We start from the raw sequence: 25,175 nt of genomic DNA, 5'->3' as shown, positions 1-25,175 counted from the left end.
GGCCCTTCCCGTACCGAATTGACGGGAAGGGCCCCTTCGCGTGCCTGTCTGTCGGGTGGAGCGCCGGGCTCAGCGGCCCTGGTTCGCCACCGCCGCGGCGGCCTCCTTCGCGGCCTCCGGGTCGAGGTAGGTGCCGCCGGAGGTGACCGGACGCAGCTGCGGGTCCAGGTCGTAGCGCAGCGGGATGCCGGTCGGGATGTTCAGCTTGGCGATCGCCTCGTCGGAGACCTGGTCCAGGTGCTTGACCAGGGCCCGCAGCGAGTTGCCGTGCGCCGCCACCAGCACCGTACGGCCGGCGAGCACGTCCGGCACGATCGAGTCGTACCAGTACGGCAGCATCCGCTCGACCACGTCCTTGAGGCACTCGGTACGGGGCATCAGCTCCGGCGGCACCAGGGCGTAACGCGGGTCACCGGCCGGCGACCACTCGTCGTTGTCGTCGATCGGCGGCGGCGGGGTGTCGTACGAGCGGCGCCAGAGCATGAACTGCTCCTCGCCGTACTCCGCCAGGGTCTGCTTCTTGTCCTTGCCCTGCAAGGCGCCGTAGTGCCGCTCGTTGAGCCGCCACGACCGGCGCACCGCGATCCAGTGCCGGTCGGCGGCGTTCAGCGCCAACTCGGAGGTCCGGATCGCCCGACGCAGCACGCTGGTGTGCACCACGTCGGGGAGCAGGTCGTGCTCGCGCAGCAACTCGCCGCCGCGCCGCGCCTCGCCCTCACCCTTCGCGGTCAGGTCCACGTCGACCCAGCCGGTGAAGAGGTTCTTGGCGTTCCAATCACTCTCGCCGTGCCGCAGCAGCACGAGGGTCCCAACTGTCATGACCCACATCTTCCCGCAGTCGTGGTCCCGACGTGCCGACACCCCGTCGGTGACGACCACCACGTCGAAATCAACATGACTCCGGGTGATCAGGACGACTAGGTTGTAAGGCATCGACCGAACGTCGGTCATTACGTATCCGGGGGGCGACGTGCGGTCGGTTCGAGGCTGGGTCAGAGACACCACCGGCGGGCTGCCCGCCACGTTCTGGTACCTCTGGACCGGTACGTTGATCAACCGCCTCGGTTCATTCATCCTGATCTTTCTCGCCATCTACCTGACCACGGCGCGGGGCTTCTCCGCCGTCGAGGCCGGGCTGGTGATCGGCCTCTACGGCGCCGGTGGCACGGTCGGCACCCTGACCGGCGGCATCCTCGCCGACCGCTGGGGACGGCGGCCCACGCTGCTCACCGCCCACATCGGCGCCGCCTCGATGATGGTGGCCCTCGGCTTCGCCCGTGGACTCTGGGTGATCGCGGCCGGCGCCCTGCTGCTCGGCATGTTCGCCGAGGCGGCCCGGCCGGCATTCGCCGCGATGATGGTCGACGTGGTGCCGGAACGGGACCGGCTGCGCGCCTTCTCGCTCAACTACTGGGCGATCAACCTGGGCTTCGCCTGCGCCGCGATCCTGGCCGGATTCGCCGCCCAGGTCAGCTACGAACTGCTCTTCCTGGTCGACGCGACCACCACGCTGATCACGGCGGCGGTCATCTTCCTCAGGGTCCGCGAGCCGCGCCGGGTCGTCGTCGGTCGCGTCCCGTCGACTCCGGGTACGCGTCGCGCCACGAACGGGCTGCTCAGCGTTCTCGGCGACCGGGTCTTCCTCGGCTTCGTGGTGATCAACATCTTCACCGCGCTGGTGTTCCTCCAGCACATCTCGATGCTGCCGATCGCGATGGGAGAGGACGGCCTGGCCCCGTCGACGTACGGCACCGTGATCGCCCTGAACGGGATCCTGATCGTCGCCGGTCAGCTCTTCGTCCCCCGGCTGATCCGGGGCCGCAACCGGTCGCACGTGCTCGCCCTGGCCGCCGTCATCATGGGCGTCGGCTTCGGCCTGACCGCGTTCGCCGACGAGGCCTGGTTCTACGCGCTCACCGTGCTCACCTGGACCCTCGGCGAGATGCTCAACTCGCCGTCCAACTCCACCCTGATCGCCGAGCTCTCACTGCCCGGCATGCGCGGCCGCTACCAGGGCGTCTTCTCGCTCTCCTGGTCGGTGGCCGGGTTCACCGCCCCCATCCTCGGCGGCGTCGTACGCGAACACCTCGGCGACGGCACCCTCTGGCTCGGCTGCGCCGCGATCGGCCTCGCCCTGGCCGTCGCCCACCTCCTGTCCGGCCCCGTACGTGAACGTCGCGCGGCCGAACTCCGCCAGCCCGACCCCGTCGAGGCCCCCACCCTCACCCCCCAACCCGCCTGATCCCCTGCCCGTCTTCCCCGGCAGACCGGGGTGATCTCCGGCACGTTGGTGTTCGGGAGTGGGGTTTTTAGGATCGGGCGGGACTGGAAAGAAACTTTCGAGAAGAGGTATCCGGTGCGGCGCTGGCTGCGAGAAACCGCCGGCGGGCTACCCGCCACCTACTGGTACCTCTGGACCGGACTGCTGATCAACCGGGTCGGCGCGTTCGCGATGCTCTTCCTGTCGCTCTACCTGACCGACACCCGTGGCGCGAGCGAGGGGCTCGCCGGCCTGGTGGTCGGCGCGTACGGCGCGGGCGGAGCCGTCGGCGTACTGCTCGGCGGGGTGCTGGCCGACGGTTGGGGGCGACGGGCCACCCTGCTCTGGTCGCACCTGGCCGCCGCGCTCGGCATGATCGTCCTCGCGTTCACCACGGACCTGGTGGCGATCGCCGTACTGGCCGGGCTGATCGGGGTCGTGCACTCGATGCCGGGGCCGGCGTTCGTCGCCGCGATCATCGACGTGGTGCCCGAAGACCGTCGGTCACGCGCTTTCAACCTCCAGTTCTGGGCCTTCAACCTGGGCATGGCCGCCGCCTCGTTCCTCGCCGGCCTGCTCGCCGAGACGAGTTTCCTGGCCCTCTTCCTGGTCGACGCGGGCGCCACCCTGATCACCACCGGACTGATCGCCTGGAAGGTGCCCGAGACACTCCGCCGGGACAGCCGGGGAATGCGACGACGCCTCATCGTGCCGGGGACGTGGCGCCGCAGGGCCGTAGGGCAGGCCACGCCGCCGGGGACGGGAGCGGGGAAGGCGCGCCCGCGTCGGCAGCCGGGGCTGGTCACCGCGCTCACCGACCGTACGTTCATGGTGTTCGTGGGGTTGACCTTCGTGCTGGCCGTACTCACCACCCAGACGTCGACCATCATGCCGCTGGCGATGCGGGCCGACGGGCTGAGCCCGGCGTCGTACGGCGTGGTGGTCGCGCTCGGCGGCGCGCTGATCGTGGTCGGGCAACTGTTCGTGCCCCGCCTGATCGACGGGTACCGCAAGCACCTGGTCCTGTCCGTCTCCACCGTGCTGCTCGCCGCCGGCTTCGGGGCGCTCGCCTTCGCCGACCGGTTGCCGGTCTACCTGGTCGCGGCGGTGATCTGGACGGTCGGCTCGATGCTGGCCGCGCCACCGAACGCGGAGATCAACGCGGAGTTGGCTCCGGCACTGCTGCGGGCCCGCTACCAGTCGGTCTTCTACCTGACCTTCCCGGCGGCGGCCTTCGTCGCGCCGGCCCTGGGCGGGGTGAGCCTGCAGTACCTCGGCGACTGGCACTGGATCATCGCCGGTGGTCTGGGACTGGCGGCCGCGTTGGGACACCTGCTGGCCGGCCCGCCCCGGGAACGCCGGGTCGCCGCGATCCGCTCCGGTACGCCGACCGCGTCCCCGGCCACGCTCAGCACCGCCGGAAGCGTCGGCGTCGACTGAGGACCGGCGGGCAGCAGGGACCGGCCACGACGACAGCAAGGAGCAGGACAGCAGGACGGCAGGACGGCAATGGGGAGCAGGACGGCAGCCGGCGCGGGTCGGTCGTCACGCGCCGGCTGTTCTGGTTCGGCCCGGCGGCGGCGGGCGACACTCACCCCCGTAAGCGTCGCCCGCTCACACCGCCGGTCTCAGGTGGCGCCGTCCCCCAACGGCTTCGTGCCACCCGTCCCCCGGGCGCCAACCCACTCGGTGCTCGAATCTGATCGATTCACGGTTCCCCCGAACCGTTCCGAGCGTGTCGCCCGCGATCACGGTAGTTCGCGGCTTGTAACCGGCACAAGCTGTGCTGCTGTCTCGCCGGTCACACGGTGGCCGTTACCGCACCCGTGGTGCGTCCCGGTCCACCCGCGAACCAATCCCACTGGTTCAGCCATCCTCACGGTCCGGTGATTCCGGCTTGAAGAAGTTACTTTGCTTACCGTCCGAGCGCCGCTCCTGGTAGATGAAATTCAACCGGCGCAGGTCGAACGTCTTGAACCACTGTTCCCAGGTGATTTCCCGCAGCCGGCCACCCTCGCGCCAACCCGGAAAATTGAACGTCAGTACGCCGGCCCGACCATCCCGCTCGGTTCCGGCGATCGTCGCCGGCTTCGCCTTGCGGGCCCGCGCCCAGCGTCGGATCACCTCGTGACTGGTGGTGACCAGACTCCGCCCCGGCCGTTCCGGCTGCTGGTCCGGAGAGGAGATCGGCTGGGCGTACTTCAGTGAGCGGGACATCGTGCGGCCCAACCGGATCCCGCTCGCCGCGGCGGCCTTCGCCCGCTCGGCGGTACGGGCGGCCGTACTCGGCGCCGCCTTCGACGGCGACGACCGCCGCTGCCGGGCCGAGGCGCTCACCCCGCCGGACGTGGTCCGACCCGAGGCCGAGGTGCTCCGGCGCGCAGCGGAGGTGGTCTTACGCGCGGCCGAGGTGGCCTTGCGGGCCACGCCCGAAGCGCTCTTGCGCGCCGTCGAGGCACCGGTACGCGCCGACGCGGTGCTCTTGCGCGCGGCCGGACTGGTCTTGCGCGCCGCCGTGGCGGCCCGCTTCGCCGGACCGGTGCCCGTCCGCGCCGACCCGCCCCCGCGACGCCCCTCGGCGCTGAGCGCCCGCGACAGCGCCTGCACCAGATCGCCCTTGCGCAGGGCCGAGATGCCGGTGATGCCGCGCTTGCGCAACTGGCTGCGGATCTGGTCCGCGGTCATCTGGGCGATGTCGGCGGGACTGCTGCTCCCGGCGCTGATCGTCCGTTTCCTGGTCGCGGTCGCGTTGCCGCCGCGACTCGAACTGCTTCGCTGAGCTTGAGCCATGTGATTCTCACGCTCCCTGGACAGTCTGTCATCGGCATGCGGCGCGCGTACCCGATCGTCCGTGCGCCACCGCTGCCATACCCGTCAGGGGCGGTCCAAATCCGGCTCGGCGGATTTCGACGGCTCGAAGAGATGGGCGAACGCCGCCAGGTTCGCCACTGATTCACCCCGCTTGATCCGCCAGTCCCATTCCCGGCGGATCGCCGTACCGAAACCGATCTCCAACATGGTGTCGAAGGAATCGTCGGCGTAGCTGAGCACCGACCCGAGCAGCCGGTCCAGTTCCTCCTCGGTCACCCCTGACAGGCCGATCCGGCCGGTCAGGTAGACGTCGCCGACCGTGTCGACGGAGAACGCCACCCCGTACATCCGGGCGTTGCGCCGCAGCAACCAGGCCCACAGTTCCTCGCGCCGCTCGTCCGGCTGGCGCATCACGAACGCCTCGACCCGCAGCGCGTGCTCACCCACGATCAGGTTGCAGATCGTCTTCAGCTTGTGCGTCCCGGGCAGCGTGACCGCGTACGCGAACTCACCGGTCGGCTCGCACGGCAACTCCCGCTCGGCGCAGACCGAGGAGATCAGCGCACCGACCCGCGACCGGTCGTCCCGCCCGGTCATCCGTCACTCCGTCCGGCGAGCCGGGTCACCGGACGCCCGCCGGCAGCACCTCGGCCGCCACCCCGGTCTTGCCGCCCAACTCGGACGCCAGCCTGCTCCGGTGCTCCGCCACCGCATCACCGTAGACCGTGAGCAGGCCGGCGGCGGTCCTGGTCCAGGAGAAGTTCTGCGCGTGCCGGACCGCACCGGCGGAGAGCGCCGCCCGCCGGCCGGGTGCGGCGAGCAGGCCGCTGAGCGTACGGGCCCAGTCGACCGGGTCGTGCCCGTCGACCAGGATCCCGCTCGTCCCGTCCCTTACGGCGGTGACCAGGCCGCCCACGGCGGCGGCGACGACCGGCGTACCGCAGGCCTGCGCCTCCAGCGCCACCAGCCCGAACGACTCGGTGTACGACGGCACCGCCACCAGGTCGGCCGCCCGGTACAGGGCGGGCAGGTCCTCGCCGGTGCACGGCGGCCGGAACACGACCGAGTCGCTGATGCCGAGCGAGGTGGCCAACTCGATCAGGGCGGTGGGCCGGTCCAGCCCGCTCCCGCTCGGGCCACCGGCGATCACGACGGTCAACTGGTCGGCGATGTGCGGGTCCCGGTCCCGCAGCGCGGCGACGGCGTGCAGCAGCACGTCGGGGGCCTTCAGCGGCTGGATCCGGCCGACGAACGCGACCACGTACCCGTAGTCGGGTAGGCCGAGGCGGCGGCGGGCGGCGATCCGGCCGTCGGAGCCCGAGCCGAGCGGTGCCGGCCGGAAGCGGTCCAGGTCGACACCGGGTTCGACCACCGCGACCCGGGTCGGGTCGGCCGCGTAACGGGCGATCAGGTCGCGGGCCTCGACGGCGGTGTTCGCCACCATCCGGTCCGCCTCGGCCACCAGTTGTTCCTCGCCGATCACCCGGTACTTCGGCTCCGGCCGGTCGCCCTCGGCGAGCCGCGAGTTCTTCACCTTGGCCAGGGTGTGCGCGGTGTGCACCAGCGGCACGCCCCAGCGTTCCTTGGCCAACCAGCCGACGTGCCCGGAGAGCCAGTAGTGCGAGTGGATCAGGTCGTAGAAGCCCGGCGGGTGGGCCGCCTCGGCCCGCAGCACGCCGTTGGTGAAGGCGCAGAGCTGACCGGGCAGCTCCTCCTTGGCCAGGCCCTCGAACGGGCCGGCGGTAACGTGCCGGACGTGCACCCCGGGCGCCATCTCCACCACCGGTGGCAGGCCGCTCTCGGTGGCACGGGTGAAGATCTCGACCTCGACGCCGGCCTCGGCCAGCCGCCGGGCCACCTCGACGATGTAGACGTTCATCCCGCCCGCGTCACCGGTGCCCGGCTGGTGCAGCGGTGAGGTGTGTACGGAGATGGTGGCGATCCGGGCCGGGGTCGGCCATGGCCGGGCGCCCCGCTGCCGCCCAACCCCGGTGTGCGATTCCGCCACAACTGCTCCTTCGGTCAAGGTGACGCGCAGTCCGGCATGATCCGGGCGCCCAAGACATCAACCGTCGCGTCGGATGTCATCTTCCCGATCACGCCACAACCATTCATCCCGGTACCCGTACGGGTGACCGACCTCATCCACCGCCCCCGACCCGGGCAACCCGGTCGATGGGAAACAATGCCCGGATGACTCCTGTCGCGATCGTCACCGGTGCCTCCAGCGGAATCGGCGCGGCCACCGCCCGACGGTTGGCCACCGAGGGCTTTCACGTCCTGGCCGCTGCCCGGCGCGGGGATCGGCTGACCGACCTGGTCGAGGAGATCGAAAAGAGCGGCGGTACGGCCACCGCCGTGATCTGCGACGTGACCTCGGACGAGTCGGTGGCAGCCCTGGCGGACACCGCTGCCGGGCTGCCCGGCCCGGTGACCCTGCTGGTGAACAACGCGGGCGGGGCGCTCGGCCTCGATCCGGTGGAGTCGGGCTCGGTCGCCGACTGGCAGTGGATGTACGACGTGAACGTCCTCGGCACGCTCCGGGTGACCCGGGCGGTGCTGCCCGTACTGGAGGCCTCTGGTGCCGGCACCGTGATCGTGGTCAGCTCGACCGCCGGGCTCGACGTGTACGAGGGCGGCGGTGGTTACACCGCGGCCAAGCACGCGCAGACGGCGCTCACCCGGACGCTGCGGCTGGAGTTGGTCGGCCGGCCGATCCGGGTGGTCGAGATCGATCCGGGCATGGTCCGGACGGACGAGTTCGCGCTGCACCGGTTCGGCGGCGACGCGCAGCGGGCGGCGGCGGTCTACGCCGGGGTGGCGGAGCCGCTGGTCGCCGACGACGTCGCCGACTGCATCGCCTGGTGCGCCACCCGCCCGCAGCACGTCAACGTGGACCGCTTGGTGGTCCGCCCGATCGCCCAGGCGGCCCAGCACAAGGTGCACCGGGTGCACTGATGCCGCCGCCGCACCGACGCCACCGGGTGACCTGATGCCGCCGCCGCGCCGGCCGCTGGGGGTGGTGACCCGGGGCACGACCAATCCGAACCGGCTGCGCCGGGTGGACAACTGGATCGCGTCGCGGTGTGCCGGTCCGCTGCGTGACGCGGCGGATCCGCTGGTGGTCGACCTCGGCTACGGCGCCACCCCGGTCACGGCGGTGGAGCTGCGGGCCCGGTTGGCCGCTGCGGTCCGCCCGGACGTGCGGGTGGTCGGACTGGAGATCGATCCGGTACGGGTGGCAGCCGCCGCCGTCGCGGCCGACCCGCCCCGGCTCACCTTCGCCCGTGGCGGCTTCGAACTGGCCGGGCTCCGCCCGGTGCTGGTCCGGGTCTTCAACGTGCTGCGCCAGTACGACGAGTCCGCGGTCGGCCCGGCGTGGCGGACGATGGCCGCCGGGCTCGCCCCGGACGGGCTGATCGTCGAGGGCACCTGTGACGAGTTGGGCCGGCTGGCGACCTGGGTGCTGGTGGACGCCGCCGGGCAGCCGAGGTCGCTGACCCTGGCGCCGAGGCTCGCCACACTGGAGAGTCCGGCGGCGCTGGCCGAGCGGCTGCCGAAGGCGCTGATCCACCACAATGTGCCGGGTACCGGGGTGCACGCCCTGGTCCGGGCGCTCGACGAGGGGTGGCGGGACGCGGCGGCGTACGCGACCTTCGGTCCCCGGCAACGCTGGTTGCGTACGGTCGCGGCGGTCCGGGACGCCGGGTGGCCGGTGCTCGACCGGTCGGCCCGGTGGCGGCTCGGCGAGATCACCGTCGCCTGGTCCGCCGTCGCGCCCTGATCCCGCCGGTGTTCCGGCCGTTGACCTGGCACCTCGTGGTCGCGCCTGCCCGAACGACCCGACCGGTCGGCTGCTTGTACGATTTAATGCGATTGTTCTACCAGGACCGATTGGCGTGCCGGAATCGGCAGCGGTCAAATGGGCGCTAACGTCTGGCGCGTTGTTCACCATAGGCTGGGGGCGAGCCGGGCGGCCCATTCGGTGGCCCGGTAGCGCGGGAGGATCGTGATGAGCAGATTGCACGGCACGAAGGATTTCTGGCTCGCCGCACTGCGTGCGGACGGGCCGGCCTTCCGCACGGCGGTGGCCGAGGCGCCGCCGGACGCCGAGGTGCCGTCCTGTCCGGGGTGGACCACCACTGATCTGGTGCACCACCTCGGCTCCCGCTACCGCTGGGTCCGGGGTGTGGTGACCAGCGGACGGACGGAGGCGCCCAGCGACCGGCCGGTCGAGGACGGCCTGCCGTCCGGTCAGGCCGGTCTGGACTGGTGGCAGCACGAGTACGACCAGTTGCTCGCCGCACTCGACGGGCTCGACCCGGAGGCGTCGGCCTGGAACTGGGCGCCGCAGCCGAAGAAGGTCGGCTTCTGGGCCCGCCGGATGGCACACGAGACCACGGTGCACCGCTGGGACGCCCAGCTGGCGATCACCTCGGCCGAGCCGATCGAGGCGAAGCTCGCCGCCGACGGGGTGAGCGAGGTGCTGGACACCTGGTTGCCGGCGGGCCGGCGGCGTTTCCCCGAGCCCCGGTACGGTGTGGCGCAGCTGGTTGCCGTCGACGCCGGTCAGGAGTGGTACCTGCGGATGCGCGGCACGGGCGTGGCCCTGCTGGACACGGACACGATCCTGGACAGCGACGACCACCACGCCCGAGCCCACGTCACCGGAAACGCCAGTGACCTGCTGCTGGCCCTCTGGGGCCGGATCAACTTCGACGTGCTCGAGGTTTCCGGCGACATGACCCTGCTCCAGGGTCTGCGGGCCGGCTGAGCCGCCGCCGTACCTTTCCGCGTCCCCATGGATGGCGTCCGGCCGGCGATACTGGGCCGGGCGCCGATTGGCGGTGCCCGTCACTACGCTCGGGTATATCGATGGTGCCCATTACTACGCTCGTGTATCAGGCGGAGGCACGGTGTAACTTTGTGAGAGCGCTCTCTTGACACTCGGGTAACCCGCGTTCAGGCTCGGAAGAGAAGTCTCCCCGCGCGCCCCGTGCAACGGCCGCCGCTCGGACGGCACGCGGGCCTGCGCCGGCGCCGTGACCGCCTGAGTGCCGCTGCTCGTCGAACACGTCGTCGTCGCGGGATCCTCGGCGGCATCAGGAAAGGTGCGGTAACGGTATGACCACTCTTGACACGCAGCAAGCGGTGCTCCCGGCACCGGCGGAGGCGGCGGTGCGCTTCCCCGAGGGCTTCGTCTGGGGAGCGGCGACGGCGTCGTACCAGATCGAGGGCGCGGCCCAGGACGACGGGCGCGGCCCGTCGATCTGGGACACCTTCAGCCGTACGCCGGGCAAGGTGTACGCCGGACATACCGGTGACGTGGCCTGCGACCACTACCACCGGTATCCGCAGGACGTGGCGCTGATGGCCGACCTCGGGCTGCACGCGTACCGCTTCTCGGTCGCCTGGCCCCGAATCCAGCCGGACGGCTCCGGCCCGGTCAACCCGCGCGGACTGGACTTCTACGACCGACTGGTGGACGAGCTCATCGGGCGGGGCATCGACCCGATCATCACGCTCTACCACTGGGACCTGCCACAGACGCTGGAGGACCGGGGCGGCTGGACCAACCGGGCCACCGCCGAGTACTTCGCCGACTACGCCACCGCCGTCTACGCCCGCCTCGGCGACCGGGTCCGCACCTGGACCACGCTGAACGAACCGTGGTGCTCGGCCTACCTCGGGTACGGCAACGGCATACACGCCCCCGGGCGTCAGGATCCGGCGGCCGCCTTCCAGGCCGTACACCATCTGCTGCTGGCCCACGGCCTGGGCGGCCGGGCGCTGCGCGCGGCCGGCGCGCAGACCCTGGGGATCACCCTCAACCCGACCACCGCCCTGCCGGTCGACCCGGCCAGCGCCGCCGACCAGGCGGCGGTACGGCTGGTCGACGGCCTGGCCAACCGGATCTTCCTCGACCCGATGCTGCGCGGCGAGTACCCGGCGGACGTGCTGGAGCACGTGGCCCGGTTCACCGACCTGAGCCACCTGCGCGACGGCGACGAGAAGATCATCAACGTCCCGATCGACCTGCTCGGCATCAACTACTACCAGCCGAGCTACGTCACCGCCCGCGAGGGCGCGACCGGTGGCGGCGGCGCCTACCCGGGCACCGAGGGGATCGAGTTCGTGGCCCCGGTCGGCCCGCTCACCGACATGGGCTGGATGATCGAGCCCCGTGGCCTGACCACCCTGCTGGTACGCATCTCCGAGGACTACCCGGGCGTTCCGATGATCATCACGGAGAACGGCGCCGCCTTCCCGGACAAGTTCAACCGCGACGACCCGGACGTCGACGGCCGGGTGCCGGACGCCGACCGGGTGGACTACCTCGACGGGCACCTTCGTGCCGCACACGAGGCCATTTCGAGGGGCGTGGACCTTCGTGGGTATCTCGTATGGTCATTGCTGGACAATTTCGAATGGGCCGAGGGCTACCGTAAGCGGTTCGGGATCGTCCACGTCGACTACCTGACCCAGCGTCGGGTGCTCAAGGACAGCGCGCGGTGGTACCAGGAGGTCATCCGGCGCAACGGCCTGTAACTGAAATTGGCGCGAGCGAAGTGGGGCGGGGGCATGAGCGAGCGGAGCGAGCGAATCAGCAGACTCAGTCACACACTCGGTCATGCCACCGGTGAGCGAAGCGAGGCGGGGGCATGACCATGGCACGGGAGCGACCGACGTTGGAGGCGGTGGCGCGGCGCGCCGGTGTCTCCCGGGCAACCGTGTCACGGGTGGTCAACGGCTCCACCACCGTCGCCGAGCCGATCAGGGAAGCGGTCCGTCGGGCGGTCCAGGAGCTGGGGTACGTCCCCAACCTGGCCGCCCGCAGCCTGGTCACCCAGCGGACCGACTCGATCGCGCTGATCCTGCCCGAGGCGGCCACCCGGGTCTTCTCCGACGACCACTTCTTCCCCGGCATCATCCGTGGCGTCAGTCAGGAGCTGGAGGCCGCCGACAAGCAGCTGGTGCTGATGCTCGCCGGCTCGACCGCCAGCCACGACCGGGTGGAGAGCTACGCCATGGGTCGACACGTCGACGGGGTGCTCTTCGCCTCGCTGCACGGGGCCGACCCGCTGCCCAGCGCGCTGGCCCGGATGGGCATCCCGGTCGTCTGCGGCGGCCGGCCGCTGGGCCGGGCCACCGTGCCGGTGCCGTATGTCGACGTCGACCACATCGGCGGGGTGGCCAAGGCCGTACGTCACCTGCTCGACTCGGGGCGGCGGCGGATCGCCACCATCGCCGGCCCGCAGGACATGGTCGCCGGCATCGAACGGCTGGCCGGCTACCGGACCGAGTTGCAGGACTCCCGCCGCCGGTCGATCGTGGCGGTCGGCGACTTCACCCGCGAGTCCGGGGCACTGGCCATGCGGCAGCTGCTCGACGACGACCCGACCCTGGACGCGGTCTTCGTCGCCTCCGACCTGATGGCCCACGGCGCGCTGCGTACGCTGCGCGAAGCCGGCCGCCGGGTGCCCGACGACGTGGCCGTGATCGGCTTCGACGACATCGAGTCGGCCCGCTACACCGACCCGCCGCTGAGCACGGTGCGTCAGCCGATCCTCCAGATCGGCCGGGAGATGACCCGACAACTGCTCCGGCTCGCGGCCGGCGAGGAGGTCGAGCCGGCGGTGGTGCTGCCGACCGAACTCGTCCTGCGCGACTCCGCCTGAACCGGCGCGCGCGGACGGCAGTTCAGCCGGCGTCGCGTACCCGTTGCGCGGTGGCCAGGGTGGGGGCGTCGAAGAGCACCAGGCGGGCTTCGGTGAGGTACGCCGGTCGGGCCGCCCGCAGCACGCCCAGCGCCTGCCGGACGGCGTCCTCCACCGGCCAGCGGTAGACCCCGGACGAGATCAGCGGGAAGGCGATCGAACCGGCACCGAGTTCGTCGGCGATCCGCAGACTGTTGCGGTAGCAGTCGCGCAGCAGCTCGGACCGGTCCTCGTCGGCCGACCAGACCGGGCCGACGGTGTGCACCACCCAGCGGGCCGGCAGGTTGCCTCCGGTGGTGGCGACCGCCTGCCCGGTGGGCAGGCCGCGACCGTACCGGGATGCCCGCAGGGCCCGGCACTCGGCCAGGATCGCCGGGCCGCCGCGCCGGTGGATCGCGCCGTCGACCCCACCGCCGCCGAGCAGTGAGGAGTTGGCGGCGTTGACGACGACGTCCACCCGTACGGTGGTGATGTCGCCCTCGACCAGGGTGATGTCCACTATGCCTCCGGGCTCGGGGCCGGGTGCTCGGTCCAGCGGCCCGGCTCGTCGATCGGCTCACCGAGCGAGCGGCGGGCCAGCAGGGCGGCGCCGGCCACCGCGGCCGGCATGACCAGGATCGCGCCGAGCGGGATCAGGAAGCAGCAGAAGACGGCGACGCCGAAGCCGAGTGCCACCGGCCGTTGCGCGCCCAGCATCCGCCGCCGGTCGGGTAGCCGCAGGCCGCGCCGGTAGAACGGGGCGCCGACCAGTTCCAGGGCGAGGAACCAGCCGCCGACCGCCGCGGCGACCACCGGTACGACGAACTGCCCGACCACCGGGATGAACCCGGCGAAGAACAGCGGTACGCCGAGCAGCACCGACCGGGCCACCAGCCGCGCCGAGTCGACCATGCTCCGGCGCAGGGAATGCCACCAGGGAATGTCGATCTCGCCCATCACCCCGCCGTAGCGGGCCTCCACCCGCGCGGAGATCTCCTCGTAGAACGGGTCGCCGACGACCAGGGTGACGGCCGTAAAAGTCAGTACGCCGAGCACCGCCCCCAGGGCCAGGAACGCGAACCCGGCGAGTACCCGGATCAGGTCCCGCGCCCAGCTCGCCCAGTCGTCCGCGAACGGGGTGACCAGTGCGGCGAGGTCGTCGACGAAGTAGATCAGCGTGGCGTACCCGGCGAGGAAGAGCGCCCCGGTGATCAGCGCCGGCAGGATCCCCAGCAGCACCAGTCGGGGCGTACGCGCGTACGTGCCGAGCCCGCGCACCAGCAGCCCCACCCCGCTGAGGAACTGCCCCACCACACCGACGGCCGGAGCCGTGACCTTGGCTACGCCCACAACCGGCAAGCCTACTTCCCGCCCCGTTTGCGCTGTTGATCATGAAGTTGGCGCAGAATTTCGCCTCGGACAACGCGCTAACTTCATGGTCAACGGCGATAGTCGGCGGGTGGCCGGGTGGCCGGGTGGGGGTGGGTGGCGGGTGCGGGTGGCTCGGTTGATCTCGTTGGTGTTGTTGTTGCAGGCCAGGGAGACGATGACGGCGGCCGAGCTGGCTCGGGAGTTGGAGGTGTCCGAGCGGACGGTGTACCGGGACGTACTCGCGCTGGGGGCAGCGGGCGTGCCCGTTTACGCCGACCGGGGGCGGGCCGGCGGATACCGGCTGCTCGGCGGGTACCGCACCCGGCTGACCGGGCTGAGTCGCGCCGAGGCCGAGGCGCTGTTCCTGTCCGGGCTGCCCGGACCGGTCGACGAGATGGGGCTGGCCGAGCCGGTGGCGGCCGCGCGGCTGAAGGTGCTGGCCGCGCTCCCGGCACCACTGCGGGACGCGGCGCGACGCTCCGGTCAACGGTTCCACCTGGACGTACCCGGTTGGTTCGGGACCACCGACCCGCCGCCGCTGCTCAGCGACCTCGCCCGCGCGGTCTGGCAGGACCGGGTGATCGAGCTGCGTTACCGCCGCGACCGTGAGGTGACCCGGACCGTGCAGCCCTACGGGCTCGTGCTCAAGGGCGGGGTCTGGTACCTGGTCGGGCGAGTCGGCGACGACCATCGCACCTACCGGGTGGACCGGGTAATCGGGGTCGAGGTCTCCACCGCCGGCTTCGACCGGGACGAGAGCTTCGACCTGGCCGGCTTCTGGTCGGCCGGGGTGGTCGAGTTCGTCCGGGCCATGCTCCCGGACCGGATCAGCGTACGACTGAGCCCGGCTGGACTGCGTTCCCTGCGGTACCTGGTCGAGCCACCGGCCGCCGAGGAAGCCCTGGCGTCGGCGGGCGAGCCCGACGGGCAGGGCTGGGTGGTGACCCGCCTGCCCGTCGAGTCGCTCGACGTCGCCTATTCGATGATGCTCCGGTTCGGACCGGAGGTGGAGGTGCTCGACCCACCCTCGCTGCGCGCCCGGCTCGCCGACGCGGCGACCCGGCTCGGTGCCCTCTACCGGGACCCGGGACCCGTCCAACAGCGGTGAGCCGTGGACCCCGGCGACGGTTACCAGCCGGCAGCGGCCGGACGGGCGGGCGGACTGGCAGGCAGGCGGACGGACTGGCAGGCAGGCGGACGGGCAGGCGGACGGACGGGCGGACGGACGGGCGGACGGACTGGCAGGCGGGCGGGCGGTCAGCGGTAACCGGTGGCGTCGGCGGGGTGGCCGGGGTCCTGCACCTCGACGATGTAGCGCCAGGCGTCGGGTTGGCTGCCGTCCAGGTCGGTGAAGCCGTACACCCGGGCGAGTTGGCCGCTGGAGAGCGACTGGCCGGACCAGCGGGCCCGGTCCGGGTCGGCCGCCAGCGCCGCCACCGCCCGACCGACGTACGCCGGTGACTCCGAGATGACAAAGTGCGGCTGCTTCTCGGTCGCGTCCCGCCAGTTCTCCTCGGTGACGCCGAACAGGTCGAGCATCGTCTCCGAGCGCAGCCAGCCCGGCGTGAGCGAGACCGCCGTGGCGCCGTACTGGCGCAGTTCGTGGGCCTGGCTGAAGGCCAGCCGGTTGACCGAGACCTTGGCCAGGTCGTAGAAGGCGTTGAGCCGGTAGGTGCTGTCGTTGTACTCGCGGGTGCCGTCGCCCATCTCCACCACCAGCCCACCCGGCGAGCGGATCAGCAGCGGCAACGCGTAGTGGCTGGTGATCAGGTGGGTGTCGATCGACAGCCGGAGCGTCCGCAGCCCGTCGGCCAGCGAGTGCCGCCAGACCGGCTGGTCCCAGCCGATCATCGAGTCGGCCCCCCAGATGTCGTTGACCAGCACGTCCAGCCGCCCGTGCTCCCGGTCGATCCGGTCCACCAGTGCGCTTACCCGCTCCGGCTCCAGGTGGTCGACCGGCACCGCGACACCGACCCCGCCCGCCCGGTTGACGAGTTCGGCGGTCTCCTCGATGGTCTCCGGCCGGTTCATCTCCGACCGTTGGGCACGGGTGCTGCGCCCGGTCGCGTAGACGGTGGCGCCGGCGGCACCGAGTTGCACCGCTATCTGCCGGCCGGCGCCCCGGGTGGCACCGGCGACAAGCGCGATCTTTCCGCTGAGTGGTTGGCTCGATTCGGTCATGCTGATCAGGTAACCAGCAATACCTGACAGCCGATGGCCGGATTTACCGACAAACTCGGTTCACCCGCCCGGCCCCGTACGCGATCATGTCCGGCATGCGCCTGCTGCTCGCCGGGATCGTCGGCTCGACCGCGTACGGGCTGGCCGGTCCAGGTTCGGACACCGACCGGCTCGGCCTGTTCGCCGCGCCCACGGTCGCCTTCCACGGCCTGCGCCCGCCCCGCGAGTCGATCGTGACCACCGCACCCGACGCCACCCTGCACGAGGCGGGCAAGTGGTGCCGGCTGGCGCTGGGCGGCAACCCGACCGCCACCGAACTCGTCTGGTTGCCCGACGACCTCTACGACACCCGGACCGACCTCGGCGACCGGCTGATCGGGATCCGGACGGCGTTCCTGTCCGGTCCACGGGTCCGGTCGGCCTACCTCGGCTACGCCGGCCAGCAGTTCCGCAAGTTCGAAACACGCGGCGACGGCACGTTCTCGGCCGACACCCGGCGACGCACCGCCAAACACGCCCGGCACCTGGCCCGACTGCTGCACCAGGGACGGACGCTCTACGCCACCGGCCACCTACCGATCCGGCTCGACGACCCGCAGTCCTATCTGGACTTCGGCGAGCGGGTCGCCGCCGGCTCCGTCGACCGGGCGCGGGCCCTGCTCGTCGAGGCCGAACAGGACTTCGACACCATCCGTACGCCGCTGCCGCAGCGGCCGGACGAGGAGACGGTCGAACGTTGGCTGCTCGACGTACGCGCGGCGAACTACTCCCCGCCCGGCTGAGCGGTCAGCTGACCAGGCGTACCCGTACCCGGCGGTTGGCCTTGCCCTTGCTCTCCACCTTGACCACCTGGACCTTGCCGATCTGCGCGGTCGACGCCACGTGCGTGCCGCCGTCGGCCTGCACGTCCAGCCCGACGATGTCGACGATCCGGATCTCCTGCTCGTCGGCCGGGATCAAATTGGACTGGGTACGGATGATGTCCGGCAGGGCCAGCGCCTCCGCGCGCGGCAGCACCTTCACCGCCACCGAGCGGTCGGCCGTCACCTCGACGTTGACCAGTTCCTCCAGCCGGGCCTTGAAGTCGGCCGGCACCTCGGGCAGGTTGAAGTCCATCCGCGCCTCGCCCGGTTCCATGCTGTTGCCGGTGACCAGCGCCCCGAAGTCCCGGAACACCACACCGCAGAGCACGTGCAGACCGGAGTGCGTACGCATCAGCAGGGTGCGGCGGGTCTCCTCGACCGCACCGGTGACCGCCGTACCGACCGGCGGAACGGGATCGCCCTCGGCCGGGATCAGGTACAGGTCGTCGCCCTTGCGGGTGCCGACGATCCGGGTCTGCGTCCCCTGCCAGAGCAGTACGCCGTGATCCGGCGGCTGGCCACCGCCGCCCGGATAGAACGCCGAACGGTCCAGCACGATGCCCTGCTCCGGGTCGACGTGCACGACCGTGCAGGTCCACTCGCGCAGGGTCGGGTCGGCGAGGTCCAGCCGGAGCGTGTGGCCATGTTGCGTGACACCCATGACCGGGCAGACTACCCGCTCACCACCGGCGGAAACGGCGGACCTGCGCGGTCACACCGACGGCGACTAGCCGTTGTCACACCGACGGCGACTAGCCGTTCAGGAACTCGGAGATGCGTGCACGCAGGTCGGCGCGGTGCGTCCAGAGCACGCCGGGCCGGTCGTACACGTGCAGGGTGGCGTTCGGCAGCGCGGCGGCGAGTTGCTCCGCGACCGCCGCCGGGTGCAGTTCGTCACCGGCACAGCCGATCACCAACGACTCGGCGGTGACCGAGGCGAGCTTCGACGCGTCCCGTACCGGGACCTGGTCCGGCAGGCCGGCGAGCCCGTCGGCCAACCCGTCGCGCATCAACTGGTCGATCCGCTGCCGCAGGTACGCCCAACCCGCCGGGGTGTTCCGGACGGCCGCCGGCAGTTCGGCCGACGCCGCCTCCGCGACCGTGGCGGGGTCACCGCTGCGTACCGCTTCCAGCAGCAGGGCCAGCCGTTCGCGGGCCGCCACCGGACGCGGTTCGTCCAGCACCGCAGGCAGGAAGAAGACGGCCCGGTCGAACCGTTCCGGGCTTTCCAGCAGCAGCCGGGTCAGCGCACCGGCGCCGAGGCTGACGCCGACCGCCCGGCTGGCCCGGCTCAGGTCGGCGACGGCCCGCAGGTCGCGGGCCAGGTCCAGGTAGGTCCACGGGCCGTCCGGCGCGTCCGACCGGCCGTGCCCCCGGAACTGGAAGAAGACCCGTCGGCCGGTGACCGCGCTGCCCAGCGGTCGGGTGGTGGCGATGCCGCTGCCGAGGCCGTGCGCGAACACGGTCACCGGATCGCCGACGCCGGTGACCAGCCGCTCCAGCCGTACCCCGTGCGGGGTGGTGACCAGTTCGGTCTCCGGTTCGGGCAGCGCGGGGCGACCGGTCCGGGGCGCGCTGGGACCGGGTCCGTACGTCCGTGGCCCGCCATCGGGAGGCGGGGGCCAGCGGAAATCCCTCACCAGAAGCCCTTGCCGTCGGTCAGGTCCTTCAGTCCGGGTCGGACGTCGAGCAGGTAGATCAGACCGGCGGCGATGCCGATCAGGCCGAAGATGCTGAGGACGCCGAAACCGAGCAGGGTCAGCGCCAGGCAGACACCGAGGATGGCGATCCAGCCGCCCTTGGGCAGGGTGCCGATCGCCGGAAAGGCGTCCGAGCGTTGGGTGATGGCGTGCACCAGCGCCACGCCCTCGATGACGAGGGAGAAGACGAGGAGCACCAGCTCGATGACGTCCCGGACGTCGGAGTAGAAGATCGGCGCGGCAGTAACCATGCCGTGAAGCTTATGTCGGTTACCCCGGGTCCGGGCTACATGCCGTACCCGGGGTCTCACCGACCGGGCCTACTTCTCGTCGTCGATCGCGGTCTTCTTCGCCGCCTTGGTCGCCTTGGTCGCCTTGGTCGCGGTGGCCTTCGTGGCCGGCGCCTTGGCGGCGGTGGCCTTCGTGGCCGGCGCCTTCGGGGTGCCGGCGGCCTGGCTGCGGGTGGCCTTGGTGGCGGCGACCTTGGCCGCCGTCTCCTTGGTCGCGAGGACCTCCGGGGTGGCGGTCAGTTCGGCGGGCACCTCGGGCGCGTCCATGTCGGCCGGAGCCGGCGCCGGGGCGGAAGCCGGGGTGCTGACGACCCGCTCGCCCCGGGCCACCAGGGCCTCGTACGCGGCGGCGGCCCGCTCGGAGGCGGAGTACGCGCCGGAGACGATGACGGCGGCGTTGCGGATCGCCGCCGTGCGCAGCCGACGTACGTCCAGTTCGGCGCCGAGGTTGCGGCCGCGCAGTTCGGCGGCGGTGGTGTTCGCGGTACGCAGGACGTCGGTGGCCCGCTCGCGCAGCTCCGCCGTGCCGGTGACCGCCCGCTCGCGCAGCTCGGCGGCGCGGGTGGCGGCCGTGTCGCGCAGTTCGGCGGTGGTGATGCCGGCCGCCCGTTCGCGCAGCTCGGTGGTACCGCTGACGGCCCGCTCACGCAGCTCGCCGGTGCCGGCGACGGCCCGTTCGCGCAGTTCGGCGGTGCTGGTGGCGGCTTTCTCGCCCAGCTCGGTGACGACCGCGGGCAGCTTGCGGAGCTGCTGCAGGGCGAGGTCGCCGACACCGGCGACGGCGTAGAGGGGGGCGGGGATGCGGTTGCTGCTCCTGGGGTGGGTCATGACTGCTGCTCCTCCTCGACCGCGGGAGCGGTCTTCCGGACCGCCTTGCGGGCGGTTCGCTTGGCTGGTGCGGGGGCGTTCGGTGCCGGCGCGGTGCCCGACTCGGTCCGGGCCACCGATTCGAGTACGTCGTCCACCGCCGTGCCGCCGTCACCGGCCGGCGCGGCGGCACTGGCTGCACTGGTGGCGCTGTCGGTGCTGGTGGCGCTGTCGGTGCTGGTGGTGGCCGGTGCGGTGGGCTCGGCCTGGCGGGCGTTCTCCCGCCGGAAGGTCTCGTAGATCTGGCTCAGGGACTGCTTCTGCGGCATCGTCAGGTCGGGGTCGGCGGCGATCGAGGCAAGCACGCCATGCCCCTCCTTGTCGTCGAGCAGGCCGGCCCGCAGGTACATCACCGGGGTCGACACCCGCAGCGCGCTGGCGAGTTGTTGCAGCACCTCCGCGCTCGGCTTGCGCAGTCCACGCTCGATCTGGCTCAGGTAGGGGTTGCTCACCCCGGCCTGGTCGGCGAGCTGGCGCAACGAGATCTTCGCGTTGCGTCGCAGGTCACGGATGAACCCACCGACGTCGCGGGGCAGGTCCTTGGGGTTCGCCATGCGCTCGACGGTAGTTCGCTGCCGCTAGCTATTGCAAGCAAAGCGCTAGCAAGAGTTAGCGAAGTCTCAGCCGGATCAGCCGAACGTCACAGGTCGGGCAATCACGTTGCATATCGACCACCCGACTGCGTAGCTTCGCCTGATGTCGATGATCGAATTGGACGGGGCCACGCTGGCCTACGACGACCTGGGCGACGGGACCCCGGTCGTCCTGCTGCACGCCGGCATCGCCGACCGCCGGATGTGGCGTGGCCAGGTCGACGTGCTCTCCCGTACGCACCGGGTGCTCAACCTCGACCTGCGCGGGTACGGCGAATCCGACCTGCCGGAGCAGCCCTTCGCCCACCACGACGACGTGGTCAACTTCCTCGACGCGCTCGGCGTCGAACGGGCCGCCCTCGTCGGTTGCTCGTTCGGCGGTGCGGTGGCGATCGACACCGCCCTCGCCCACCCGGACCGGGTCGCCGCGCTCGCCCTGTTCGGCTCGGCGGTCTCCGGCTACGAATGGTCCGACGAGACCAACGACCTCTGGGACAGCCTGATCGGCGAGGTCGACGACGAGGACCTCGACGCCACCGCCGAGGCCGAGGTGCGGTTCTGGGTGGTCGGGCCGGGTCGCCAGCCGTCCGAGCCCGACCCGGCGTTGCTGGACTTCGCCCGCGAGATGGACCGGCGGGCACTGGCCGCCGAGGCGGCACTCGGCAATGTCGAGGTCCACGAACTCGACCCGCCGGCCATCAACCGGCTCGCCGAGATCCGGGTACCGGTGCTGGTCGGCGTCGGTGCTGCGGACGTACCGGATATCTCGGTGCTGGCCGACCTGATCGCCGCTCAGGTGCCCGGATCGACCCGGCTGCCGGACGTCCCCGACGCCGCCCACCTGCTCCCGCTGGAACGCCCCACCCCCGTCAACGAAGCCCTCCTCACCTTCCTCGCTCCCCACCCGCCCACGGGACGCTAATACAGAGAAAGAGTGGCTATCCGGCGCCGGATAGCCACTCTTTCTCTGTATTAGCGCGATCTTGGGGGAGGGAGAGGCGGGTTAGAAGGCGGGGAGGGGGTGGATTCCGCCTACTGGGAGGCCGGCGCCGAAGAGGGGGACGTCGGCCAGTTCGGCCAGGACCGGGGCGGTCACGCCCAGCCGGCGCAGGGCGGCTACTAGCACCGGCATCCGGGGTCGGGCGGCACCGTCATCGATCTTGAGGGCGACCGCGCCGACCCCCGGCACCGCGCTCACCACGACCCCCTCCGCACCCACCTTCGACAGCAGACCGGGAACCCCGCCCATCAGCCGGGTGTCCTCGGCACCGGTGCCGGCGACCAGCTCCGGGTGCGTACGCATGGCATCCGCGACCGTCCGCTCCACCGAGCCCGGCGCACCCGACACCAGCCGCAGGAACGCGCCGGCCATCCCGGTCAGCGAGACCGCGAGCACCGGCGCACCGCAACCGTCGACCCCGACCGCCGCGACCGACTCGCCGGTGAACTCCTCGACCGAGGCCCGCAGCCGCTGCTGCAACGGGTGCTCCGGCCGCCAGTACCCCTGGACCGGCCAGCCCGCTGCCAGGCAGGTCAGCAGCATGCCGGCGTGCTTACCGGAACAGTTCATCCGGATCCGGGCCGGTCCACCACCGGCCGCCAGGACCGCGGCCCGTGCCGCCTCACCGATCGGCAGGTCGGGCGGGCACCGCAGGTCCGACTCGGTCAGACCGGCGCTGCGCAGCAGCGCGCCGACCCGGGCCACGTGGAAATCCTCGCCGTAGTGGCTGCCACAGACCAGGGCCAGATCGGCCGAGTCGACCAGCCGCAGGCCGGAGCGGAGCATCCCGATCGCCTGCATCGGCTTGCTGGACGACCTCGGGAAGATCGGCGACAGCACGTCACCGGCCGACGCGACGACGGTCCCGGTCGCGTCGAGAACCACCACCGAACCCCGGTGCGACCCCTCGACGAACCCGGACCGGACCACCTCGGCGAGCGGCTCGCCGCCCGTGTAGCTCTGTGCCATGGCGCAGACGGTAGCGAGTCGCCGGACCGCCACCTTAGGGAGCCCTCAGTTTCGAGGCGGAAGTCCCAGCAGCTCACGGGCGTGCGTAGTGGTCAACGGGGGGCGCTGGGCGAGTTGGGCGAAGCCGACGGCGCGGGCCACCAACTGCATGTTCGACTCCACCGGCCGCCCCTTCGCGTACGTGATGGTGTCCTCCATGCCCACCCGCAGGTGACCACCGGTCGACAGCGACGCGAGCAGCACGTCGATCGTGCTGCGGCCGATCCCGGTGGCGGAGAACGTGCTCCCCTCGGGCAGGTCCCGCAGCGCCTGCCGGCAGGCCACCAGCGCCTCGGTGGTGCCCGGCATACCCCCCGGGACCCCCATCACGAAGTCGACGTGCACGTGCCCACCGGCCGGCAGGCCGTGCCTGTCGAGCAGGCGGCGCAGGGTGGTGAGCTGCCCTAGGTCGAAGATCTCGTACTCGGGCACTATGCCGCGCTCCTGCATCCGGGTGTGCAGCTCGACGATGAACTCCCACCGGTTGAGGAACACGTCCTCGCCGAAGTTGACCGTACCCATCGTGCAGGAGGCCATTTCCGGGCCGGCGTCGAGCACGGCGAGCCGCTCGACCTCCGGATCGGTCACCGCACCACCGGTGGAGAGCTGCACGATCAGACCGGTGGCATCCCGCAGCGCGGCGACCGTGTCCCGCAGCCGCGCCGGGTCGAGCGTCGGCCGGGCCCGCCCGTCCCGGATGTGTACGTGGATCACGGCCGCGCCGAGCGCTTCGCACTCCTTCGCGGTCAACACCAGCTCGTCCAGGGTCACCGGCAGCGCCGGCACCTCGGCCTTGGTCGACTCCGCCCCGGTCGGGGCAACCGTGATCAACGTCCCTGTTGTCATGCCGGCGATCCTAACCAGGCCGCTCCCAGACCCCCGCCACACCAGCGGTACGCCACCGCCGGTCGACGGCTCAGGACGGGTCGATCGCCGCGGCCGTACCGTCGACGAGCAGTCGCGCGTCCTCCGGCACGTTCCGCTTCAGTACGGCGAGCGCGACCGGCCCCAGCTCGAAGTGACGTACGGCGGTGCCGACGAATCCCACCGTCCGGTCACCGTCGGCCACCGCCGTGCCGACCGCCGGAAGCTGGTCCGAGCTGATCCCGTCCAGGTGCAGCAGGACCAGTCGACGGGGCGGGCGGCCCATGTTGTGCACCCGGGCCACCGTCTCCTGACCCCGGTAGCAGCCCTTGTCCAGGTGAACGGCCGGCCCGATCAGGTCCACCTCGGCCGGGATGGTGCGGTGATCGGTCTCGAAGCCCACCCGGGGCAGCCGGGCGGCGACCCGGATCGCCTCGTACGCCCAGAGCCCGGCCAGCGGCACCCCGGCCCCGGTCAGCTCGGCCACCACCCGGTCCAGCTCGGCGCGGGGCACCAGCAGGTCCACTCCGAGCTCGACCCGGCGGGCCCACCCGCCACCCGGCAACGGGCGTACGTCGTACCTCGTGCTCGGTCGGGGCGGCACGGCCCCGCCGGCGAACTTCGGACCCGGCACCGGCAGCGCGTCCGGCTCTTCGAGCCCGGTCACACCGAGCGTGCCGATGGCCTCGGTGGCGCGCGGGCCGACCAGGGACAGCACCGCCCACTCGGCGGTGGCGTCACGCGGGTCGACGCGGGTGAAGAAACGCATCTTCTCCAGGTAGGTGAGCAGGCCGGCGGTGTCCCGGGGCTCGGTGTCCAACCAGGTGGTCTCGCCGTCCTCGGCGACCATGGCGTGCTGCTCGATGTGCCCGTGCGGGGACAGGACGAGCAGTTCGCTGCCCTGCCCGGCGCGCAGGTCGGCCAGGTGCTGACTGGTGAGGGTGTGCAGCCAACTCGCCCGTTCCACACCGGGCACCGCGATCACGCCCCGGTGGGAGCGGTCGACCAGTCCCACGTCGGTGGCGAGGTGACGCTGCTCGCGCATCGGGTCGCCGTAGTGGGCGGCGACCCCGCGTACGCCGGCCGCGACGTGCTCCGGTCCCGGCTGGTCCGGCGTCTGCTCGTCCAGTACCTCGATGGCCACCGCGCCCGCGATGTCGATCATTGGTGCACCCCGCCGTCGACTAGTCCTGCTGCTCCCCACACTTCCGGCAGACGCCGAAAAGTGCCACGTGCCCGACGTCGACCTGGAACCCCCGGTCACCGGCCAACTGGTCGGCGAGCGGCCGGAGCAGGTCCGGGTCCATCTCGTCGACCTCCCCGCACGACCGGCACACCAGGTGCACGTGCTGGTCGGCACCGGCCGCGTGGTACGTCGGAGAACCGTGCGACAGGTGCGTATGGGTAACCAGCCCGAGCCGCTCCAACAATTCCAGGGTGCGGTAAATAGTGGTGATGTTCACTCCGGCGGCGATCCCCCGGACCGCCGTGTGCACCTGCTCCGGGGTCGCGTGCCCCAGTTCGAGGACGGCTTCGAGAATCAGTTGCCGCTGCGCCGTCAGGCGCAGCCCACGGGAGCGCAGCATCTCGGCCAGCGAGGATTCCGACACCGTACGAGTGTAGTTCCTCCGGCCGCTGGACCCCGATTTCCGGCACAGCGCCCTTCGATC

26 protein-coding genes are annotated in these 25,175 nt (G+C 71.6%); 10 read left to right on the top strand and 16 right to left on the bottom strand.

What is annotated here, in order from left to right:
• Positions 1-69 precede the first annotated feature (69 nt).
• Positions 70-828: a phosphoglyceromutase gene (locus ACZ6QQ_RS24865; protein ID WP_465879570.1), complete on the bottom strand. Its 759-nt coding sequence runs from the start codon at positions 826-828 to the stop codon at positions 70-72.
• Between the two features lie 142 nt (positions 829-970).
• Between ACZ6QQ_RS24865 and ACZ6QQ_RS24860 the strand changes: the two genes are divergently transcribed.
• Together ACZ6QQ_RS24860 and ACZ6QQ_RS24855 are read left to right on the top strand one after the other, a co-directional pair.
• A complete protein-coding gene (locus ACZ6QQ_RS24860; RefSeq protein ID WP_465879459.1) occupies positions 971-2,242 on the top strand; it encodes an MDR family MFS transporter in 1,272 nt (423 codons plus the stop codon).
• Positions 2,243-2,356: 114 nt separating this feature from the next.
• On the top strand, positions 2,357-3,700 hold the full coding sequence (locus ACZ6QQ_RS24855) for an MFS transporter (RefSeq protein ID WP_465879457.1): 1,344 nt from the start codon (positions 2,357-2,359) through the stop codon (positions 3,698-3,700).
• A 426-nt stretch (positions 3,701-4,126) separates the two neighbouring features.
• Here ACZ6QQ_RS24855 and ACZ6QQ_RS24850 read toward each other — a convergent pair whose 3' ends face one another.
• The 3 genes from ACZ6QQ_RS24850 to mshA form a co-directional block, all read right to left on the bottom strand.
• A complete protein-coding gene (locus ACZ6QQ_RS24850) occupies positions 4,127-5,050 on the bottom strand; it encodes a hypothetical protein (protein ID WP_465879456.1) in 924 nt (307 codons plus the stop codon).
• Between the two features lie 84 nt (positions 5,051-5,134).
• The gene (locus ACZ6QQ_RS24845) at positions 5,135-5,668 is read right to left on the bottom strand and encodes a type III secretion system chaperone family protein (protein ID WP_465879455.1); all 534 of its coding nucleotides are present in this window, start codon (positions 5,666-5,668) and stop codon (positions 5,135-5,137) included.
• A gap of 25 nt (positions 5,669-5,693) precedes the next feature.
• Positions 5,694-7,079, bottom strand: coding sequence for a D-inositol-3-phosphate glycosyltransferase (gene mshA, locus ACZ6QQ_RS24840; protein ID WP_465879454.1), 1,386 nt, complete (start codon positions 7,077-7,079; stop codon positions 5,694-5,696).
• Between the two features lie 185 nt (positions 7,080-7,264).
• Between mshA and ACZ6QQ_RS24835 the strand changes: the two genes are divergently transcribed.
• The 5 genes from ACZ6QQ_RS24835 to ACZ6QQ_RS24815 all read left to right on the top strand — a co-directional run bounded on the left by ACZ6QQ_RS24835 (position 7,265) and on the right by ACZ6QQ_RS24815 (position 12,750).
• Entirely contained in the window at positions 7,265-8,029 is a 765-nt protein-coding gene (locus ACZ6QQ_RS24835) for an SDR family oxidoreductase (protein ID WP_465879453.1), read from the top strand.
• 34 nt (positions 8,030-8,063) lie between these two features.
• Positions 8,064-8,855, top strand: coding sequence for a class I SAM-dependent methyltransferase (locus ACZ6QQ_RS24830; RefSeq protein ID WP_465879452.1), 792 nt, complete (start codon positions 8,064-8,066; stop codon positions 8,853-8,855).
• 228 nt (positions 8,856-9,083) lie between these two features.
• The gene (locus ACZ6QQ_RS24825; protein ID WP_465879451.1) at positions 9,084-9,845 is read left to right on the top strand and encodes a maleylpyruvate isomerase family mycothiol-dependent enzyme; all 762 of its coding nucleotides are present in this window, start codon (positions 9,084-9,086) and stop codon (positions 9,843-9,845) included.
• A 350-nt stretch (positions 9,846-10,195) separates the two neighbouring features.
• Positions 10,196-11,620, top strand: a complete 1,425-nt coding sequence (locus ACZ6QQ_RS24820; protein WP_465879449.1) for a GH1 family beta-glucosidase — start codon at positions 10,196-10,198, stop codon at positions 11,618-11,620.
• Between the two features lie 113 nt (positions 11,621-11,733).
• A complete protein-coding gene (locus ACZ6QQ_RS24815; protein WP_465879448.1) occupies positions 11,734-12,750 on the top strand; it encodes a LacI family DNA-binding transcriptional regulator in 1,017 nt (338 codons plus the stop codon).
• Positions 12,751-12,772: 22 nt separating this feature from the next.
• On the opposite strand, the gene ACZ6QQ_RS24810 is transcribed toward ACZ6QQ_RS24815, so the two are convergent.
• Positions 12,773-13,288, bottom strand: a complete 516-nt coding sequence (locus tag ACZ6QQ_RS24810; RefSeq protein WP_465879447.1) for an O-acetyl-ADP-ribose deacetylase — start codon at positions 13,286-13,288, stop codon at positions 12,773-12,775.
• A complete protein-coding gene (locus tag ACZ6QQ_RS24805) occupies positions 13,288-14,118 on the bottom strand; it encodes an EI24 domain-containing protein (protein ID WP_465879446.1) in 831 nt (276 codons plus the stop codon). Before ACZ6QQ_RS24805 ends, ACZ6QQ_RS24810 begins: the two co-directional genes overlap by 1 nt.
• Before the next feature lie 148 nt (positions 14,119-14,266).
• Between ACZ6QQ_RS24805 and ACZ6QQ_RS24800 the strand changes: the two genes are divergently transcribed.
• On the top strand, positions 14,267-15,247 hold the full coding sequence (locus tag ACZ6QQ_RS24800; protein ID WP_465879445.1) for a helix-turn-helix transcriptional regulator: 981 nt from the start codon (positions 14,267-14,269) through the stop codon (positions 15,245-15,247).
• Between the two features lie 149 nt (positions 15,248-15,396).
• Here ACZ6QQ_RS24800 and ACZ6QQ_RS24795 read toward each other — a convergent pair whose 3' ends face one another.
• Complete coding sequence (locus tag ACZ6QQ_RS24795) at positions 15,397-16,320, bottom strand: SDR family oxidoreductase (RefSeq protein ID WP_465879444.1); 924 nt, start codon at positions 16,318-16,320, stop codon at positions 15,397-15,399.
• A 95-nt stretch (positions 16,321-16,415) separates the two neighbouring features.
• Between ACZ6QQ_RS24795 and ACZ6QQ_RS24790 the strand changes: the two genes are divergently transcribed.
• Complete coding sequence (locus ACZ6QQ_RS24790; protein ID WP_465879442.1) at positions 16,416-17,102, top strand: nucleotidyltransferase domain-containing protein; 687 nt, start codon at positions 16,416-16,418, stop codon at positions 17,100-17,102.
• 4 nt (positions 17,103-17,106) lie between these two features.
• Here the strand turns inward: ACZ6QQ_RS24790 and ACZ6QQ_RS24785 are convergent, their stop codons facing one another.
• The 5 genes from ACZ6QQ_RS24785 to ACZ6QQ_RS24765 form a co-directional block, all read right to left on the bottom strand.
• Entirely contained in the window at positions 17,107-17,844 is a 738-nt protein-coding gene (locus ACZ6QQ_RS24785; RefSeq protein WP_465879440.1) for an alanyl-tRNA editing protein, read from the bottom strand.
• A 91-nt stretch (positions 17,845-17,935) separates the two neighbouring features.
• A complete protein-coding gene (locus tag ACZ6QQ_RS24780) occupies positions 17,936-18,823 on the bottom strand; it encodes an alpha/beta fold hydrolase (RefSeq protein WP_465879438.1) in 888 nt (295 codons plus the stop codon).
• Positions 18,820-19,134: a DUF2516 family protein gene (locus ACZ6QQ_RS24775; protein WP_465879437.1), complete on the bottom strand. Its 315-nt coding sequence runs from the start codon at positions 19,132-19,134 to the stop codon at positions 18,820-18,822. Before ACZ6QQ_RS24775 ends, ACZ6QQ_RS24780 begins: the two co-directional genes overlap by 4 nt.
• Positions 19,135-19,203: 69 nt before the next feature.
• Positions 19,204-20,001 (bottom strand): hypothetical protein, encoded by a 798-nt coding sequence (locus ACZ6QQ_RS24770; RefSeq protein WP_465879435.1) that lies wholly within the window; start codon positions 19,999-20,001, stop codon positions 19,204-19,206.
• Positions 19,998-20,594 carry a helix-turn-helix domain-containing protein gene (locus ACZ6QQ_RS24765; RefSeq protein ID WP_465879434.1) on the bottom strand — a complete coding sequence of 199 codons (597 nt, stop codon included), beginning with the start codon at positions 20,592-20,594 and terminating at the stop codon, positions 19,998-20,000. Before ACZ6QQ_RS24765 ends, ACZ6QQ_RS24770 begins: the two co-directional genes overlap by 4 nt.
• Positions 20,595-20,736: 142 nt before the next feature.
• Between ACZ6QQ_RS24765 and ACZ6QQ_RS24760 the strand changes: the two genes are divergently transcribed.
• Positions 20,737-21,555 (top strand): alpha/beta fold hydrolase, encoded by an 819-nt coding sequence (locus tag ACZ6QQ_RS24760; RefSeq protein ID WP_465879433.1) that lies wholly within the window; start codon positions 20,737-20,739, stop codon positions 21,553-21,555.
• Positions 21,556-21,636: 81 nt separating this feature from the next.
• Here the strand turns inward: ACZ6QQ_RS24760 and ACZ6QQ_RS24755 are convergent, their stop codons facing one another.
• The 4 genes from ACZ6QQ_RS24755 to ACZ6QQ_RS24740 form a co-directional block, all read right to left on the bottom strand.
• Positions 21,637-22,602, bottom strand: a complete 966-nt coding sequence (locus ACZ6QQ_RS24755; RefSeq protein ID WP_465879432.1) for an asparaginase — start codon at positions 22,600-22,602, stop codon at positions 21,637-21,639.
• Positions 22,603-22,647: 45 nt separating this feature from the next.
• The gene (locus ACZ6QQ_RS24750; RefSeq protein ID WP_465879431.1) at positions 22,648-23,487 is read right to left on the bottom strand and encodes a beta-keto acid cleavage family enzyme; all 840 of its coding nucleotides are present in this window, start codon (positions 23,485-23,487) and stop codon (positions 22,648-22,650) included.
• A gap of 70 nt (positions 23,488-23,557) precedes the next feature.
• Positions 23,558-24,670 carry a CAF17-like 4Fe-4S cluster assembly/insertion protein YgfZ gene (ygfZ, locus tag ACZ6QQ_RS24745; RefSeq protein ID WP_465879430.1) on the bottom strand — a complete coding sequence of 371 codons (1,113 nt, stop codon included), beginning with the start codon at positions 24,668-24,670 and terminating at the stop codon, positions 23,558-23,560.
• A gap of 19 nt (positions 24,671-24,689) precedes the next feature.
• Positions 24,690-25,115, bottom strand: coding sequence for a Fur family transcriptional regulator (locus ACZ6QQ_RS24740; RefSeq protein ID WP_465879429.1), 426 nt, complete (start codon positions 25,113-25,115; stop codon positions 24,690-24,692).
• Positions 25,116-25,175 lie beyond the last annotated feature (60 nt).

Source organism: Micromonospora sp. NPDC049529 (assembly GCF_055586685.1).
The sequence above is the reverse complement of the archived record's forward strand: the minus strand, read 5'-3'. Positions and strand labels throughout refer to the sequence as shown.